The sequence below is a fragment of the Acinetobacter sp. HA genome (assembly GCF_000264725.1).
Taxonomy (GTDB): domain Bacteria; phylum Pseudomonadota; class Gammaproteobacteria; order Pseudomonadales; family Moraxellaceae; genus Acinetobacter; species Acinetobacter schindleri.
Genome location: NZ_AJXD01000001.1, coordinates 20,024 through 36,963, shown reverse-complemented (window position 1 = coordinate 36,963; position 16,940 = coordinate 20,024). Strand labels below are relative to the sequence as shown.

The window sequence follows — 16,940 nt, the reverse complement described above, 5'->3', positions numbered from 1 at the left end:
TTTCAATGCTATGGCATACTTGCTGTATAAAAAAATGGGAAATCATCATGATGAAAAAAACAGTTTTTCTACTAGGTTTGGGTTTCGGCACTTTGGTGCTTACTGCCTGCCAAAGCACACCTCAACCTTATAACGGTCAATCTGGTTACGAAGTCATTGAGCAAAGTGCAAATACTGCAACATTGCGCTATACACTTTCTGGTCGTACCAGTCAGGATGAAGGAAAATTGCAGGCTGCTTGCAGACAGGCACTTGGTACTTCTAAAAACTGGAATGTAAGCGTACTCAGCAGTAATGAGATTAGTAATACTGCATTACCAGATGAACAGTATGGTCGCCAGCTCGGCAATAGCCGTACTCAAATCAGCTTAAGCAACACACCTGACCTGTACAATACTGAAAATCCAGGCGCGCGTGATGCCCTGAATGCCCGCCCAAGCACATTACGCGTGATTCAATTTACCTGTTCTTAATCTTTGAAATATAAGAAAGGGCTTAATGCCCTTTTTTTATTTTCCGATTCAAAGTGTCTTATAGAAACTGACGTTTCTGAATTCTGGAGATTCATCCAGATCCGGCCAAGTCGTAGCACTACGCTCATCCAGTTTTTCGTATTGGGGATGACTAAAGTTTTTCACGCGACTGTCTGCAACCCACACTTCAGGCGCAAATTTTAAAAACTCATCCAGAAAGAAACGGTTGCATTGGTCATAAAGTACGTCGGCGGCTAACAGGATATCCACCTGTTCTGCCTTATACAGATCATTCAAGTATTCAAGCTCAACACCATTCAACTCAGCATTGGCATGACATGCATCTAAACTCACTTGATCGATGTCACAGCAAATCACACGCTTAGCACCTGCCATTTTTGCTGCAATTGCAACGACACCTGAACCTGTACCAAAATCCAACACGACTTTATCTTTTACATGATGTGGTTCTGCCAGCAGCCACTGCGCCATCGCAAGACCAGATGCCCAGCAAAAGATCCAATACGGCGTATCATTCCAGATACGACGGATGACTTCATCATCCAGCTTATCAGTTGGAAATACTGGCGGAATTAGCCAAAGTGAAATAGGTGTATCCGGCAATTGCTGTGCATGCAGTTCACAATGTGGAATCACATCATGCAAGGCTTGTAGAAGATGCTCAGGAGCTTTAGGAAATTGGAAAGTACAGCTCATATAAAAGCCTTGGTGCAAAAAATCTTTTATTGGAATTTATAAATTAACCAGAATACATGACCATGTCATTCGCAGCTGTCCGAGGCCACCTAAAATTTGATTCGCTCTGTTTCTGCGACTTATTCATCGCTAAAGGAATAAGACGAGTTCTGCGAATGACAAATGGTTTTGGTTACTTTTGCCGAAACAAAAGTAACGATCGAGCTTCTTAAATCTGTAGTCACAATGGTAAGACTCCACCGCAACTACTTTTAATCTCAATTAACCTAAAGCTTTCTCAGCAGCTTCAACCGTTTGACGAATCAAAGTGGTAATGGTCATAGGGCCTACACCACCTGGAACTGGCGTGTAAGCAGAAGCAATTTCTTCGATACCAACTAACTGGATATCCCCTACACCACCGCCATCACGTGGATGGAAGCCAGCATCAACCACTACTGCACCTGGTTTGATCCAGTCTTTTTGAATCAGTTCAGCTTTACCTACCGCACCAACAATGATATCCGCTTGTTTCACAAATGCTGGCAGGTTTTGAGTACGTGAATGGCAAATCGTCACAGTGGCATTCGCTTCAAGCAGCATCGCTGCCATTGGTTTGCCCAGAATTGCAGAACGGCCGACAACAACAGCATGTTTACCTGCAATTTCAATATTGTTTTCTTTCAGAATGGTCATGATGCCAGCAGGTGTTGCAGAACCATATGCCGCTTCACCCATCGCCATACGGCCATAGCCAAGGCAAGTTACGCCATCAACGTCTTTTTCAAGCGAGATTGCATCGAAACAAGCACGCTCATCAATTTGCGCAGGCACTGGGTGTTGTAACAAAATACCGTGAACATCTGGATTGGCATTGAGTTTTTCAATTTCTGCAAGAAGTTGTTCAGTTGTGGTTTCTTTTGGAAGCTCAACTTTCAATGAATCCATACCGACACGACGGCAAGCATTGCCTTTCATACGAACATAAGTTGCAGATGCACCATCGTCACCTACCAAAATAGTCGCAAGAATTGGAGTACGACCTGATTTTGCTTTCAGCGCTTCCACGCGAGTTAACAAGTCAGCTTCAATTTGCTTCGCCAATGCACGACCGTCTAGAACTAATGCCACGGCACTTCTCCCAAGTGTTGATATGAATCAATTTTGCACATTCTACATGATAATTCTTAATATTTTCCGCCATATGCTGCTTTTATGCGCATATGAATGAATACACTATTGTTTTTTTTTCAGAGCTTGATAATATACGCATCAACAAGACGCGGCGGGGTGGCAGAGTGGTCATGCAGCGGACTGCAACTCCGTGGACGCCGGTTCGATTCCGACCTCCGCCTCCATCTTGTTAAAGCCCGAGTGGTGAAATCGGTAGACACAGGGGATTTAAAATCCCCCGCCCACAAAGCGTGCCAGTTCGAGTCTGGCCTCGGGCACCATTCTTCTACTACTGAAGATGGTGCAAATAAAGAATCCAGCGAAAGCTGGTTTTTTTATGCCTGAAATTTAGTGAAATCTATTTACAGCCGAAATCAATAAAATAGATTTGCCTTCTGCGAGGGTAAGATAGCTTGAATCGGCTTAACGACGTTTGCGTTTAGGCTTAGACAATTTGGTCATATAACTTTCAAGATTTAATAATGCCAAATAGAAAATTTTAGCCTGCTGTGTCGTAACCCGGTTAAATAATCTGGCTTGAATCACTTGTGTTAGTGCTCGAGTTTGATGGATCCTTTTAAATGGTCCTTTTGCAATCATCATCATTATTACTCTCTTGGATAAAGGAGAACAAGGTGACTATTGGATAAACAGTCTCTATAAGGATTGCAAAAACCTGACCATTTTTTACTTAAAGTTCAAAAACATAACTACCGTTCGTCGGAATTAATAAAACAGCTCCCAAATAAAAACCCTAAATATTTGTTATTTATATATTTTTATAAAAAAGACTTTGAGAAAATTTTCACATAAATAAGTATGTTTTCTTTCAAGTTTAAATGCTATAAATTTCAGCTGTTATTATATTGCTAAAAACTGACATACCTTGTCATTTTTTGCACAAAAAAGGGAGGGAAGCCATTAGCCCCCTCCTTTAAGTATTTTAATAATATGTGAACTAGATCACTTCTACCACAATTTTTCCGATATGTTCGCCTGTATCCATAGCTGCATGTGCATCCTGAATCTGATTAAATTTGAAAGTCTTATAAATCATTGGCAAACATTCACCTTTTGCCCATAAAGGTGCTACATGCGTTTTCAGACCTTGTGCAATTTCAGCTTTTTCCGCTGTGTTACGCGCACGCATGGTTGAACCGGTAATCGTCAGGCGCTTCATCATAATCTGACCCAGCTTCACTTCCTTAGCCTTAGCTCCCCCCAAGAATGCGATATACACCAGACGACCATCACGGCGTAACAGATTCAGGTTTCTCTCCAGATAGGGCGCACCAACCATATCCAGAATCACATCTACACCAGCATTGTCTGTCGCTTCATTAATTACCTGCTCAAAGTCCTGAGTTTTGTAATTAATTCCTGTGGTCAGATGTGAAATCGCCTGGATTTTTTCGTCACTACCTGCTGTGGCAAAGGTTTTAATACCCAGTGATTTACATAGCATGAGTGCCGTAGTCCCAATCCCACTGGTTCCACCATGCACCAGCACCGTTTCTCCTGCCTTGGCTTTACCCATCTGGAATACATTTGCCCACACCGTAAAGAAGGTTTCCGGAATAGCAGCGGCCTGAACAAAGCTTACGTTTTCAGGAATATTCAAAGTTTGGCTTTCAGGTACGACGCAATATTCTGCATAGCCCCCACCATTGGTCAGGCCACACACCTTGTCACCGACTTTAAACTGATTTACGTCACTTCCAACTGCAACCACTTCACCGGCTACTTCCAGACCTGGAACAGGCGTCACCCCTTTTGGCATCGGGTACAAGCCCTGACGCTGCAAAATATCCGGACGGTTAATTCCAAAGGCATGAACCTTGACCAGCACCTCATCGGCCTTCGGTTCAGGAATGACAACCGTTTCATAAGCGAGTTTATCCACTCCACCCGGTTCTGTAATGATGACGTGTTGCATAGTTTTTTGTGACATAGATCATTCCGCATGTATTAACTGTTTCCTAACCCTATTTGAACATAGATAATTCCAGCTTTAAAGCCAAGTCGGACTTATGTCGAAGACCTGGCCATCATTAAGAAAAATGCATGGCATTGAGATCTCACCTTATTCTTTAAAAAAGAAATTTTAATCTGTAAGAATTATTTTCATTTATGACAAATCCATATAAATGTCATGTTCTGCTTTTAATTTCTCAAATTCAAATATAAATGACTTGAGAATATTAAAAGTATGAAACCTGCTCATCTCTACCTGTCTATTTTGCTGTCCTTGGGCCTCACCGCATGTTCTGATGATGACGACAAGAATTTAGGCTCCTCACAGCCACCGGTAACCCAGCCAGATCAGCCGGCTCCTGAGCCCAATATTCCTGATGAAGAAGTTCCCATTCCAGAGGTTCTACTGGATGAGAATTTTGATAAATGGGCGGCTCTTCCTGGCGACTGGATACAACCTAAAAATAACGCGGGCCAGGTATATCTTGAAAATGGCGACTTGTATATCGATGGTCGTGCTCATAGCACACAAATGACAACCCTGCATCTGCCAGAGAAATTCCAGCAATTACGCAATTACCGTATCGATATGGAATTTTCATTTGAAGAAGCACTCAATGAAGCCCGCTGGGGCAGTATCATCTACCGAGGCGCAGATCAGTTCGCTGATCCGTCTTTTACCCCCTATTATCAGTTTGCCATGCGGGTTGCTACTACGAGTGCTAGCGGTCTGGAACTATCTTTACGCATGCCGACCAATAGTTGGAATGTGCTACAGAAATCTGCTCATAGCGAAGATATTGGCCTTCAGAAAACTCATAAGGCCAGCGTTGTAGTGTATGGAAATCGTGTACGGCATTATCTGGATGATCAACTGGTATTGGATAGCACCTTGCCTTATAACCTGGCTCAAGGCAGCATTGGTTTATCTAGTGCCGGCTTATTGATGAAAGTAAGCCACCTCAAAGTCACTGAACAACTCGATGCCTTGCCTGAATCCAATAAAGTCACTGACATTATTGACCAGCAACTCCCGGTTTCAATAGCACCGACTTTAGCCCAGGCTGCACCGCTTAATGGCCCAGTCTCGACCGCGGCTACCCATGTTGCTTATCAGCTTGATGCAGATCTTAATTTACTAAGCAACAATCAGAAAGTAAGCCACCTGACTGATTATCTTAAAGATACCCAGCGTCGAACTTTACCTTTACTCACTATCCAAAATTCGGCAACCGTTCAGGCACTGAAAGGACTGACAGAAAATTATAATCTGGCTGATATCACCCTCATTTCCGATAATGTAGATTTACTGCGTCAGGCCCGTATTGATTTACCGATGCTCCGAACAGCTCTGGATTATTCCAAGCAGACCGGGCTGGGTTATAACAGCAAAGATATCGTGACCATCGCCCACAATACCAATGTAGCGCTGTCCAAAATCGTCATCTTGCCACCACAATTACTAACACGTGAAGCAGTTAGTCATCTACAACGTTTATTGATTACGCCTTGGGCCAAGAGTGACAGTGCACAGGTCTTAGACGCAGCAAAAATTCTAGCTACAGGTGTTAATGGAATTTATAGCAACCATCCTGACCTATATAAAGAAATTATGCAGCGCATGGCACCCAACACCCTGTTGCGTAAGCCGCTGATTACCGGACATCGCGGTATCCCGGCGCAAGACGATGAAAACACACTGGAGGGGACTCTCAAAGCGATCACTGTAGGTGCTGATGCAGTAGAATATGACGTGTATCTGACTAAAGATGATCATGTCATTCTTATGCATGATACCTCTGTGTTACGCACGACTGGTGTCAACCGCAACATTGAGGATATGACACTGGCAGAAGTACGTGAGCTCAGAACACTGAACTATAACCGTCAGATTCCTACCATGGATGAAGTGCTGGCTGAGGTGAAAAAATATCCACATGTCACCAACTTCATTGAAATTAAAAGCTACAAGCCTGAGATCGTACCAAAGATCAAAGCACTGCTAGATAAACATGATGCCTATGATCAAGCTATTGTGATCAGTTTTAGTGGCGACCAGATTTTACAAATGAAGAATGTGCTTCCAGGTGTATCAACCGGTTTCCTTACCAGTACTCCAGCCGCACAAAGCGATTTGGTCAATACACGGCGAATTCTGGATGCAACTCAACAGTATTCATCCACTTTCAATCCGTCTTTTAGCGGCTTGAGTGCGAATTTAATGCGTGCTGCCTCCCAGCGCGGAGTCACTTTCTGGCCGTGGACATTCCGTTTAAACAAGGATGATTTTAATCGCATGTATGTCCAAGGAACACATGGTCTTACCACAGATTATGCACATGATGCATCCAATTTTGTGGTAAAACTGAATACGCCAAAACAGCTCAATGCTACAGCAGGTCAAGCTCTGGAAATTCCAGGTGAGATTCAGACACAAGTTGGCAGTAAATCCTCTTATATCTTTAAAAATATGCTGGTTCTGCCTGGCTCGGCTAAATATACGCAAAATGGTCAGAATGTAACATTTGTAGAGAAAGGCACAGCTTATGTGATGCCGCGTTATGACTATACAATCGCTCCAAATTATACATACACCCTGTATGCAGAACCTGTAACTGTCACTATCCAATAATCGTTTTATAAGCAAAACACCCAATTCACGAATTGGGTGTTTTCATTTAAAGATTTCCTTTAGGCACATCCACGAATTTCATTAGGGTACGACGTACTAAGGGCAGCACCACCAAAATTAATGGAAATGCCATCAGCCATGACATGCTCCAGGCATGCAGCCATAATGAAATAAACTGATCACTCCAGCCTTTATTCAGCAGCATGTTAAAGCAGGAAATTGCACCACTCATAATGCCGGAAAGGATCAAGGGCATGAGCCAATTCAAATGTTTGGCATGAAATTTGGGAACTATTTTTTTCATCATTTTACCTGATTTTTAAATCGTGAATCGGATTACAGACGTGTGATGTTTATGGCTGCTTGATCAATCTGTTCTGCAATTTCACGTATTTGGATTTCATTAAGTTTGCTATGTTGAATCTTTAAACGCAGTGAGGTTTTTAAATTTTCCATCGCATGTTTAATATCAACATATTGTTCATTCGATTGAATTTGTTTACGCGTATTAAAACGGTCTAGTACCTTTTGTAAGGTTTGCTGACGTTCTTTGAGATGTGCCTGACCTTTTTCAGTAATGTGATACTGCTTGCGCCCATCAGCACGCATAGTCATTTGCGTATATTGCTGTTCTTCCAGATAATTAATGGTTGGGCAGATTGTGCCGGTGCTCGGCTTGTAGTTTCCGCCCACTAAAGCAGCCACTTCTTTGATAATGTCGTAGCTAAATTTGGGCGCTTGAGCAATAAAATGCAGCACCAGCAATTTCATTTCACCTGCTTCAAACAGGCGTTTGCGAGGTTTTGGAGAGTTCTCTTGTTCTTCTGTTAGGACAGAATTAGGAATTCTAGACATAGCAAAGATATATCTTAAAATTAATTAAGATATATCTTATCATACTTAAGCAAAGCGATAAAAGTCAGATTTAAAGATAAAGAAATTGGACAAAAAATGTTTTTTGAAGAACATCAATATACAGGCTCATTCCTAGTTAAGATCAATATTGAAAAATTAATGGAAAACCCACAATGTGTATTGTTACCGCCTTATATGAATGCTTAAATGTGGATGATTGATAATCTCACACATTAGAATTTTAACGTTTATATTCCCTTACCATCCGGTCACTTACATCCTCCGGATAACAAAGTGGCGCATATCCACCCGCTCGGTTATAAGCACTACGCTTACCACAACGACTACCATTACTCGCTGTATTATAAGGACATGGGCAATTGCCCGAATAACTCTCAATTGATTCTTTAATAATCTTCTGCTTGATTGCTTCAACGCTTTGGCTACTCTGTTTGGCTTCAACTCCAAAAGTCATACACAAGCCAGCCAGCAATAATAATTTTTTCATAAATCCCCCATCTAGGGAGAATTGTATTTAGTAACTAATAAATTGAAAGATCACATTTTGACTAATTGAGCGATTTTCATGCAAACAAAATTTATGCAATAAAAAACCCGCTTTTCAGCGGGTTTTTCTAAAATCAGTCCAGTCTTATAGACGAACCAATTCCACAATTTTCTCAGCAAGTTCTTCAGCAGATTCCTGAGCAAAAGTCACATCTGTACCTTCAGTTACCTCAGTCACCACAACCACACCAGTTTCACGAACCAGCGCAACTTGATCAGCTGAAAGACCGACTTTCGCAATCGCAACCACACCTTGCTGAATTAACAGGCTTTCAAGTGCTTGAGCATTTTCAAGCGCTTTAGCAGATACAGATACCGCAGCTGGTTTTTGACCCAAACGTGCAGCACGATCTTCAGCAGTCACAGGATTGGTATGTGCAGTCCATTCGATTGCATCTTCAATCATGCCCGCACCAACAGTGACGTTGCTTAAACGGTCAATGAAGATAAACGAACCAGTATGACGGCTTTCACGGTAACGGTCGAATACCACTGGCGCATCAAACTCGATTTGAACATCAGCAATTGCGTTCAGATCCAGCTGCTCTACCTGAGTTTTCTCAAGTGTATTGACGTTTACACGGTAGTTGATCTCTGCAACTTTTGCAGGAACCGTTTGCGTACCTAGCTTAACGTTATACAACTTACCTTTAACCAATGGCTGGTCATTCATCCATACCACAGAAGCACGAACCGAACGTGAAGCTAAAGGCTGATCACCCGCTTTAACCAGCATATTGCCGCGAGAAATATCAATCTCATCGTTCAAGGTTAAAGTCACTGCCTGACCTGCAAATGCACGTTGCAAATTGCCGTCAAAAGTTACAATTTCCTTAACTGTAGATTTCTTGCCTGATGGTAAAGCAACAATCTCATCGCCTACAGCCACTTCACCCAGCGCTATAGTACCGCAGAAACCACGGAAGTCGAGGTTAGGACGGTTAACATACTGAACCGGGAAACGGAATTCTTCCTTATCTGCGCTGTGGGTAATTTCAACAGTTTCCAGAGTACCCATCAGGGTCTGGCCTGTATACCACGGCGTATTTTCAGACTTGTTCACCACGTTATCGCCATTCAGGGCAGAAATCGGTGTGAAGATAATATTCGCTGGCGTACGGTCACCTAACTGGTTCACGAAGTTAGTATAGTCTGCCTTGATCTCGTTGAAGCGAGCTTCAGAGAACTCCACTAGGTCCATTTTGTTGATCGCAACAATAATGTTCTTAATACCCAGCAGGCTGGCAATAAAGCTATGACGGCGAGTCTGAGTCTGTACGCCATAACGTGCGTCAATCAGGATAATTGCAAGATCTGCAGTAGACGCACCTGTCGCCATGTTACGGGTATATTGCTCATGTCCCGGAGTATCCGCGATGATGAACTTACGTTTTTCAGTAGAGAAATAACGGTAAGCGACATCAATGGTAATCCCCTGCTCACGTTCCGCTTGCAGACCATCTACCAGCAAAGCCAAGTCAGGTGCATCGCCAGTCGTACCGACTTTTTTAGAATCACGTGTTACAGCTTGCAACTGATCTTCATAAATCAATTTTGAATCGTAAAGCAAACGACCGATTAAAGTAGATTTACCATCATCAACGTTACCGCAAGTCAAGAAACGCAGTAAGTCTTTATTTTCATGTTGTTTTAAATAGCTCAGGATATCCTGGCTGATTAATTCAGATTGATGAGACATCGCTCAAACTCCACAAATGCTTAAGAAATCGGTTTAATCTTGAATTCCTCTAAGTCTCCCTCTGATAAAGGGAGATTTGGCTCCGTTCCGTTGGGAGTTCCCCTTCTTTATCAAAGAAGGGGTTAGGGGAAGATTTGAAGATGCTTAGAAGTAGCCTTCCTGCTTCTTCTTCTCCATTGAACCTGCCTCATCATGGTCAATCATACGACCTTGACGCTCAGAGCTGGTTGCAAGCAACATTTCCTGGATAATTTCCGGCAAGGTGTTGGCAGTGGATTCAACTGCACCCGTTAATGGGTAACAACCTAAAGTACGGAAACGTACCGATTTCATTTGTGGAACTTCACCTTCTTTTAAAGGCATACGCTCATCGTCCACCATAATCAGCGTACCATTACGCTCAACGACTGGACGTTCAGCAGCTAAGTACAATGGAACAAGTTTGATATTTTCTAGGTAAATATATTGCCAGATGTCCAGCTCAGTCCAGTTAGACAATGGGAATACACGAATACTTTCGCCTTTGTTCACTTTACCGTTGTAAAGGTTCCAAAGTTCTGGACGCTGGTTTTTCGGATCCCAACGGTGTTTCGAGTCACGGAATGAATAAACACGTTCTTTGGCACGTGATTTTTCTTCGTCACGACGTGCACCACCAAAAGCAGCATCAAACTGATATTTGTCCAAAGCCTGTTTCAAGCCTTGGGTTTTCATAATGTCAGTATATTTAGAGCTACCATAGTCGAATGGGTTTACGCCCGCATCACGACCTTCTTTGTTCTGATGCACGATCAGATCAAAGCCATGAGTTTTTGCCATGTTGTCACGGAAGGCAATCATGTCTTTGAATTTCCAGCCCGTGTCTACATGAAGTAGCGGGAATGGAAGTTTTGCAGGGTAAAACGCTTTTAATGCTAGATGCAGCATTACCGCGGAATCTTTACCAATCGAATAAAGCATGACTGGGTTTTCAAACTCGGCAGCAACTTCGCGAATGATGTGAATACTCTCAGCTTCAAGCTGTTTAAGATGAGTAAGTCTTTCCTCATTTAATGACATGGACAACCTGCGTATTACACGTGTACTTATTACACTTTATAAAATTTATATTCATTATAGTGATTAAGTTTTCATAACGTTTTCTTGTTTTGTGCTATCCATATATCAAAACATCATATAAAACTTCACTGATATCTATTATTAGTTTTATTCAATCTAGTGATTTTTAATGCTTTGAATTTTAGTATTTTCTTCTATTTAGCTTTTTAAACCTACTATTTTTTAGCAATAACTTCATAGATAAATCATCTAAAGTACCTGTTCCCAACGGTAGCAAAACCATCTAGAGTAATCCTAGTACCTATGGATCTAAATTTAGACATGCCATTTACTCAATATACCTTAGACACTTTAAAGACCCGTCTTGAACAGGCCAAACTGGCTGGCTATATCTATCAGCATCAACAGCACATGCTGGTATTACAAGAACCCTTTGCTGATGATGGTAATGCTTTAAACGTCTATATAGAGCATGAACTGACTGCAGATCAGATTGGTCTACAGTTCGGAGTGCGCCTGCAAGACAATAATGCTGAATACGTTATCGGCCTGACGCATAGTAACCAGAATCCGAAATATGAAATTGGTGCAGGCAATCTGAAAGGTGACCAGAAAGCCTTCAACCTTTTATATGCTTTTTATAACTACCCTAAAGCATTTTATCTGGTTGCCCTGCCTTTAGCCGCAAATAGCCAAACACTTGAACAGACACTTGAAGACCAGCTATTTAGCAAACCTGAACTAGAGTTCCTTAATACAGCGGTGAAAACCAACCCTATGGGTGAACAGGTACAATGGATGAAAGCGTATATTCTTCAGCAAGCTTTAGATATGAAAGTACGGATTCAGACGTCATCGTTGTAACTCTACTTAGGCTAATTGAGTTAAATATAGAGTCGATATACATGCGATCAACTCGATTCAATTTAGCCTTCTTTAGGCAATCCCTATGTCAAAATATTTATATAAATCAAATATTTTAAGATCAGTAGGACAGACATATACTTTTAAAAAGAAGGATGAATATTAAAAATGTTTAATATTGTGCTTTCTCGCATTCATTACTACATACCTCCTATCCGATACTAGAAAGTGCTTATTAAGATATCCTTCGATCAAATAAAGTCATTGTCACTGACCTAAATGCCTGTTTCATTCGAATTTCAGCTTCAACAAAACTGTGACCATGTTAATTTTTTATCCATTTATTCATAAATTTATTAAGATATTGTCATATTTTTGAAGCTATTGTTTTCTAAAATATTAATTTGATAACTCATACAAGAATTCAATCTAATTTCCAAATATTTAAATTTTTCAAGTTTCATATCCGCTACTTTTGTGTGTATTTAGATTGCAAAATGTATAATCAATGTTATCTTTTTATAAGTAAGAATTATTGTTACTCATTTTGCCAAACATAATTATAGATAGAGACCCGAAGGAATGTGGGAGCTTTTTACCGAACCGTCGAATGTTGTTTTCAGTATCAGTCTTAGCCTGATGCTGATGTTTGCAGCGCTGGAATGTATATTGCTGTTTCTGGGTGGTGGTTCACAAAGTGTTTTTGACCAACTCTTACCTGAAGACTCGCATCATGTAGACCTTCATCCTGCCAATAACCCCAATATCTTTAGCAAGGTATTTGACTGGTTGTATCTGGGACAACTTCCTCTCTTTATCTGGCTGATCATTTTCCTGACCACCTATGGCTTAAGCGGTCTTTTGATTCAAGGTATATTTGAACGTTTTACTGGCCATTTAATTAATGGCTGGATCATTTCTCCCGCCTGCCTGTTCCTGTGCATGCCCTTGGTCCGTTTTAATGCCAAAATAGCTGAAAAGATCCTGCCAAAAGATGAAACCACTGCGATTCATATCGAAGAACTGATTGGCCGAACTGCAATCATTATCCTCGGCGATGCTCGTGCCAACTCACCAGCACAAGCCAAAGTTCAGGATCAGTATGGCCATACCCATTATGTGCTGGTCGAACCTGCCAATGGTGAAATCCTGAAACAGGGCCAATCTGTAATTTTAATGGATAAAACCCGTAATGGCTTCCAGGCCATGAAAGTCTAAATACTTATTCTCTCTTACTTTATATTTATTATTTAATCCAAAATTATATTTTCAAATACGCTAAAACAGAGAACAAACAACAATGCTAAATTTTGATTTATATAACATTTTAATCATTACTGGGGTTATCTTTGCCGGCCTGATCACCTTTGGTTTGATCATCGCTCGCCTTTACCGTCGTTCAAGTAAGGAAATTTCTTTTGTCCGTACCGGTTTTGGCGGGGAGAAAGTCATTCTAGGCGGTGGTGCGTTGGTTCTGCCGGTATTGCATGAAATTATACCGGTAAATATGAATACCCTGCGTCTGGAAGTTCGCCGTGCTGATGATCAGGCACTGATTACCCGCGACCGTATGCGTGTCGATGTTATGGCCGAATTCTATGTCCGGGTTAAACCAACCGCAGATTCAATTGCAACGGCAGCACAAACCCTTGGTCAAAAAACCATGTCGCCGAACGAGCTGAAAAATCTGGTAGAGGGCAAATTCGTGGACTCGTTACGTGCCGTAGCTGCTGAAATGGCGATGGAAGAACTTCATGAAAAGCGTGTCGACTTTGTACAAAAAGTACAGCAAGTCGTGTCGGAAGATCTGCATAAAAATGGTCTTGAACTTGAAACTGTTTCTTTAACAGGTCTGGATCAGACTGGCTTCAAATATTTCAATCCACAAAATGCTTTCGATGCTGAAGGTCTGACCAAACTGACTGAAACCATTGAAGACCGTCGCCGTAAACGCAACCATATTGAACAGGATACTGACCTGGCAATTAAAACCAAGAATCTTGAAGCTGAACAGGCACGCTTACAGATTATTCGTGAAGAAGAATACGCCAAGCTGCAACAGGAACGTGAGATTTCGATTCGTCGCGCTGAACAGCTGGCTGAAATTGCCGCCCAAGAAGCTGCTAAAAGACGTGAAGCAGAGGAAGCACGTATTGCGGCTGAACGCGAAGTAGAATTAAAACGTATTCTGGCTGCCCGTGATGTCGAAAATGAAAATATCCAGAAAGCACAGATTATTCAAAAAGCTCAGGTTGAACAAAAGAAAACCATTGAACTGGCTGAACAGGACCGTGCGATTGCGATTGCTGAAAAATCTCGTGCCGAATCTGAAGCCAAAGCACAAGCAGATCTTGCCCGTGCTCAAGCAGTAAAAGCTGAAGAAGAAGTCGTAACAGTACGTCAGATTCAGCAGGCAGAACGTCAAAAAGCAGTTGAACTGGTGGCTGCCAAAGAACAGGCCGAGAAAGATGCAATTGCGATTACCGTGGCTGCTGAAGCAGGTAAACAGGCAGCGGCTGATGATGCAGAAGCGATTCGTATTGCCGCTGAAGCAGAAGCTGAAAAAGTTCGTTTAAAAGCCAAGGGGGAAGCAGATGCTAAAGTTCTCCTGGCTCAGGCAATGGAGAAACAGTATCAGGTCGATGCTGAAGGTACCCGTGCAGTGAATGAAGCTAACAATGTACTGTCTTCAGAGCAGGTAGAAATGCAGATCCGTCTGGCAATGCTCAAATACCTACCTGAAATTATCCGTGAAAGCGTTAAGCCAATGGAAAACATTGATGATATAAAAATTCTTCAGGTGAATGGCCTTCACGGAGCACATACAGGTTCTTGTCAGGCAGATGCCCATCATGAAAGTAGTAATGTTCCTCTCTCTGACCAAGTTGTAAATAGTGCTCTACGCTACCGTAGTCAAGCTCCGCTCATTGACAGTCTGATGAGTGAGTTAGGCATTCAGGGTGGTGATATTAATGGGATGACACAAAGTTTAAAAACGAAAACCTAAAAATTTATCGCTAAAATTTTTAAAACAAAAAAGCTTCCAAGATGGAAGCTTTTTTCAAAAATTACACATATATTTTCAAATAAACATGCTATCAGTAAAGAAAGCGAATAAGCATCATTCTCATGATGGATTATTAAGATAAGAAAATTTATAACAACGATAATTACTGGATAGCATAATGAAAAATACAACTCCTTCCAGAAAATCTGCACTCAATATAACTTTAAGCTTAGGTTTAATTACCTCTTTAAGTTTACTTAGCACCTTTTCTAGCTCGTCAAATGCCCTGACCAAACCTTTATCTTTTTCATCATTAATTGAAAGGTACCAGAAGAACCAACAATTAGAGATGTCAATTATGCATCTTGATTTAGACTATATTTATGACCCTGATCCACGTCAGATGACACGTAATATTAACCAGTTAATCAAGCGTATAGAGACTGTCCAGCCTAATACTATTTTTTTACAGGCTTATGCTGATGAGGATGCTAATGGTTCAGCAAATGAAGTGTATTTCCCTAACCCACATATGCCTGTCAGGGAAGATTTATTTAAAAAAGTCACTGAACAGATTCGAAATCGCACCACTGTTAAAAAAATCTATGCCTGGTTACCCATGTGGGCTTGGGAACTGCCAAAGCACTACCGGGCAAATTATGTAGAAACTACAAATCAGAACATAAAAGGTTATATTCGCCTGTCGCCATTTGATCCAAAAAACTTTGATTATGTCTATGATATCTATAAGGCATTAACAGATAAAATAACTGTGGACGGTATTTTGTATCATGATGATATTACCTTGAATGACTATGAGGATAGTTCCCCCTCTGCCATGCAAGTATATAAATATTGGGGATTTAAAGATGCTGAAAAAATATTACGTCATCCTCAACATCCAGAACAAATGAAGTTTGCTAAAGCTAAAACCGCCTATTTAGATAACCTTGCTTTAAAATTGAGTAATAAGCTTAAAATCACCCATCCCTCCCTCAAATTCGCCCGAAACTCTTATGCGCCTGTGATGTTAAATCCTGAAAGCGAGAAATGGTTTGCACAATCAACCTCAAGTACCCTACAGCATTATGATTATAATGCTGTTATGGCTATGCCCTATATGGAAAAAGCTCCGGACCATTCCAAGTTCTATCTTAATTTGGTAGAAAAAGCACGGCAGTATGACCCTACTCTATCTCGGACCATTTTTGAAATTCAAACCATAGACTGGAATACACAGCATAAACTTTCAAATGAGGAGTTATTAGAAACGGTACATCTATTAAAAGAACAAGGAGTGCAGCATATTGGCTATTATCCAGAAGATCCTTTTATGCCACACCCACATGCAACGATTTTTAAGCCAAAGAAATTTTCATAGGCCTACCTTGTATGTCGTACTGCTCTAATCTCCCCTCCTGATTATAGTACAGGGTCAATTGTTTGGCCTGTACCATTTCCAGTAGAGCATGCTTTTCAACCTCAAAGCTATAAGCAATCTCCTGAAGTTCAACCGGTCTAGGTGCCGAACGCCGATCTACTCGATTGAATCGGATCCAGTTATAACACGCCCATAACAGCAAGCTTGAAAAAGCAATAATAATCAGTAGGGCCAGCTCAAGTAGCGTCATTCCCTGATAAGGTTTATGGTCTATTAACACATGATCAACAATCAGACTCGATTCAAACCACCATAAACCCAGGGAGGCCAATGGCATAAATAACCATATCCACGCCATCCAGCCTAGTGCCATCAGGCTATAACCACTCGTTCGACCACTTACATATTCTGGAACATCGATATACTCCGGAATATCGAGTTTAGATTCTTTAACAGTTGCTGCGACACTGAGTTCAGAAAGTTCAACAGTTGTTGGGAGCTCCATATACTCGGCAATTTTAACCTGCGGCTTGGCAGGAATATTTTTATTGTTTTTCACC

At 41.3% G+C, this 16,940-nt stretch carries 16 protein-coding genes and 2 tRNA genes; 8 read left to right on the top strand and 10 right to left on the bottom strand.

Translation table 11 applies throughout. From position 1 onward, the window contains the following. The first annotated feature begins 50 nt into the window (after positions 1-50). Positions 51-473: a hypothetical protein gene (locus HADU_RS00155; RefSeq protein ID WP_008301936.1), complete on the top strand. Its 423-nt coding sequence runs from the start codon at positions 51-53 to the stop codon at positions 471-473. Between the two features lie 48 nt (positions 474-521). Here HADU_RS00155 and HADU_RS00150 read toward each other — a convergent pair whose 3' ends face one another. Further along, positions 522-1,190 carry a class I SAM-dependent methyltransferase gene (locus HADU_RS00150; protein WP_004893542.1) on the bottom strand — a complete coding sequence of 223 codons (669 nt, stop codon included), beginning with the start codon at positions 1,188-1,190 and terminating at the stop codon, positions 522-524. A gap of 261 nt (positions 1,191-1,451) precedes the next feature. Continuing rightward, positions 1,452-2,300, bottom strand: coding sequence for a bifunctional methylenetetrahydrofolate dehydrogenase/methenyltetrahydrofolate cyclohydrolase FolD (folD, locus tag HADU_RS00145; RefSeq protein WP_008301933.1), 849 nt, complete (start codon positions 2,298-2,300; stop codon positions 1,452-1,454). Between the two features lie 153 nt (positions 2,301-2,453). Between folD and HADU_RS00140 the strand changes: the two genes are divergently transcribed. Both HADU_RS00140 and HADU_RS00135 read left to right on the top strand, forming a co-directional pair. Then, positions 2,454-2,527 (top strand) — tRNA-Cys (locus tag HADU_RS00140). A gap of 10 nt (positions 2,528-2,537) precedes the next feature. Continuing rightward, positions 2,538-2,623 (top strand) — tRNA-Leu (locus HADU_RS00135). Positions 2,624-2,765: 142 nt separating this feature from the next. Here HADU_RS00135 and HADU_RS00130 read toward each other — a convergent pair. Together HADU_RS00130 and HADU_RS00125 are read right to left on the bottom strand one after the other, a co-directional pair. Further along, positions 2,766-2,948 carry a hypothetical protein gene (locus HADU_RS00130; RefSeq protein ID WP_008301931.1) on the bottom strand — a complete coding sequence of 61 codons (183 nt, stop codon included), beginning with the start codon at positions 2,946-2,948 and terminating at the stop codon, positions 2,766-2,768. A 352-nt stretch (positions 2,949-3,300) separates the two neighbouring features. Then, positions 3,301-4,293, bottom strand: a complete 993-nt coding sequence (locus HADU_RS00125; protein ID WP_008301929.1) for an NAD(P)H-quinone oxidoreductase — start codon at positions 4,291-4,293, stop codon at positions 3,301-3,303. Positions 4,294-4,551: 258 nt separating this feature from the next. On the opposite strand from HADU_RS00125, the gene HADU_RS00120 reads away from it, so the two are divergent. Then, positions 4,552-6,948, top strand: coding sequence for a glycerophosphodiester phosphodiesterase (locus HADU_RS00120; protein ID WP_008301927.1), 2,397 nt, complete (start codon positions 4,552-4,554; stop codon positions 6,946-6,948). A gap of 46 nt (positions 6,949-6,994) precedes the next feature. Here the strand turns inward: HADU_RS00120 and HADU_RS00115 are convergent, their stop codons facing one another. The 5 genes from HADU_RS00115 to cysD form a co-directional block, all read right to left on the bottom strand. Then, positions 6,995-7,252 carry a DUF2798 domain-containing protein gene (locus tag HADU_RS00115; RefSeq protein ID WP_008301926.1) on the bottom strand — a complete coding sequence of 86 codons (258 nt, stop codon included), beginning with the start codon at positions 7,250-7,252 and terminating at the stop codon, positions 6,995-6,997. A gap of 32 nt (positions 7,253-7,284) precedes the next feature. Next, positions 7,285-7,803, bottom strand: coding sequence for a PadR family transcriptional regulator (locus tag HADU_RS00110; RefSeq protein ID WP_008301924.1), 519 nt, complete (start codon positions 7,801-7,803; stop codon positions 7,285-7,287). 241 nt (positions 7,804-8,044) lie between these two features. Then, positions 8,045-8,311, bottom strand: a complete 267-nt coding sequence (locus HADU_RS00105; RefSeq protein WP_008301922.1) for a hypothetical protein — start codon at positions 8,309-8,311, stop codon at positions 8,045-8,047. 144 nt (positions 8,312-8,455) lie between these two features. Beyond that, the gene (gene cysN, locus HADU_RS00100) at positions 8,456-10,069 is read right to left on the bottom strand and encodes a sulfate adenylyltransferase subunit CysN (RefSeq protein ID WP_004893527.1); all 1,614 of its coding nucleotides are present in this window, start codon (positions 10,067-10,069) and stop codon (positions 8,456-8,458) included. A 144-nt stretch (positions 10,070-10,213) separates the two neighbouring features. Continuing rightward, the gene (gene cysD / locus HADU_RS00095) at positions 10,214-11,128 is read right to left on the bottom strand and encodes a sulfate adenylyltransferase subunit CysD (protein ID WP_008301918.1); all 915 of its coding nucleotides are present in this window, start codon (positions 11,126-11,128) and stop codon (positions 10,214-10,216) included. Between the two features lie 321 nt (positions 11,129-11,449). On the opposite strand from cysD, the gene HADU_RS00090 reads away from it, so the two are divergent. From HADU_RS00090 to pgaB, 4 genes are all read left to right on the top strand, one after another. After that, positions 11,450-11,992, top strand: a complete 543-nt coding sequence (locus HADU_RS00090; RefSeq protein WP_008301916.1) for a hypothetical protein — start codon at positions 11,450-11,452, stop codon at positions 11,990-11,992. A 582-nt stretch (positions 11,993-12,574) separates the two neighbouring features. Beyond that, a complete protein-coding gene (locus HADU_RS00085; RefSeq protein ID WP_008301914.1) occupies positions 12,575-13,210 on the top strand; it encodes a YqiJ family protein in 636 nt (211 codons plus the stop codon). 82 nt (positions 13,211-13,292) lie between these two features. Beyond that, on the top strand, positions 13,293-14,999 hold the full coding sequence (locus HADU_RS00080; protein ID WP_008301911.1) for a flotillin family protein: 1,707 nt from the start codon (positions 13,293-13,295) through the stop codon (positions 14,997-14,999). Between the two features lie 178 nt (positions 15,000-15,177). Beyond that, on the top strand, positions 15,178-16,380 hold the full coding sequence (gene pgaB, locus HADU_RS00075; RefSeq protein WP_034591915.1) for a poly-beta-1,6-N-acetyl-D-glucosamine N-deacetylase PgaB: 1,203 nt from the start codon (positions 15,178-15,180) through the stop codon (positions 16,378-16,380). On the opposite strand, the gene pgaD is transcribed toward pgaB, so the two are convergent. Beyond that, positions 16,358-16,939 carry a poly-beta-1,6-N-acetyl-D-glucosamine biosynthesis protein PgaD gene (gene pgaD / locus HADU_RS00070; protein ID WP_008301905.1) on the bottom strand — a complete coding sequence of 194 codons (582 nt, stop codon included), beginning with the start codon at positions 16,937-16,939 and terminating at the stop codon, positions 16,358-16,360. The two genes, pgaB and pgaD, sit on opposite strands and share 23 nt — an antisense overlap. Position 16,940: the final 1 nt, after the last annotated feature.

Excerpts from the sequence above, each read along its gene's own strand:
- HADU_RS00155 (WP_008301936.1), top strand. The coding sequence starts at position 51 with ATGAAAAAAACAGTTTTTCTACTAGGTTTGGGTTTCGGCACTTTGGTG.
- HADU_RS00150 (WP_004893542.1), bottom strand. The coding sequence starts at position 1,190 with ATGAGCTGTACTTTCCAATTTCCTAAAGCTCCTGAGCATCTTCTACAA.
- HADU_RS00130 (WP_008301931.1), bottom strand. The coding sequence starts at position 2,948 with ATGATGATGATTGCAAAAGGACCATTTAAAAGGATCCATCAAACTCGA.
- HADU_RS00125 (WP_008301929.1), bottom strand. The coding sequence starts at position 4,293 with ATGTCACAAAAAACTATGCAACACGTCATCATTACAGAACCGGGTGGA.
- HADU_RS00120 (WP_008301927.1), top strand. The coding sequence starts at position 4,552 with ATGAAACCTGCTCATCTCTACCTGTCTATTTTGCTGTCCTTGGGCCTC.
- HADU_RS00115 (WP_008301926.1), bottom strand. The coding sequence starts at position 7,252 with ATGAAAAAAATAGTTCCCAAATTTCATGCCAAACATTTGAATTGGCTC.
- HADU_RS00110 (WP_008301924.1), bottom strand. The coding sequence starts at position 7,803 with ATGTCTAGAATTCCTAATTCTGTCCTAACAGAAGAACAAGAGAACTCT.
- HADU_RS00105 (WP_008301922.1), bottom strand. The coding sequence starts at position 8,311 with ATGAAAAAATTATTATTGCTGGCTGGCTTGTGTATGACTTTTGGAGTT.
- cysN (WP_004893527.1), bottom strand. The coding sequence starts at position 10,069 with ATGTCTCATCAATCTGAATTAATCAGCCAGGATATCCTGAGCTATTTA.
- cysD (WP_008301918.1), bottom strand. The coding sequence starts at position 11,128 with ATGTCATTAAATGAGGAAAGACTTACTCATCTTAAACAGCTTGAAGCT.
- HADU_RS00090 (WP_008301916.1), top strand. The coding sequence starts at position 11,450 with ATGCCATTTACTCAATATACCTTAGACACTTTAAAGACCCGTCTTGAA.
- HADU_RS00085 (WP_008301914.1), top strand. The coding sequence starts at position 12,575 with ATGTGGGAGCTTTTTACCGAACCGTCGAATGTTGTTTTCAGTATCAGT.
- HADU_RS00080 (WP_008301911.1), top strand. The coding sequence starts at position 13,293 with ATGCTAAATTTTGATTTATATAACATTTTAATCATTACTGGGGTTATC.
- pgaB (WP_034591915.1), top strand. The coding sequence starts at position 15,178 with ATGAAAAATACAACTCCTTCCAGAAAATCTGCACTCAATATAACTTTA.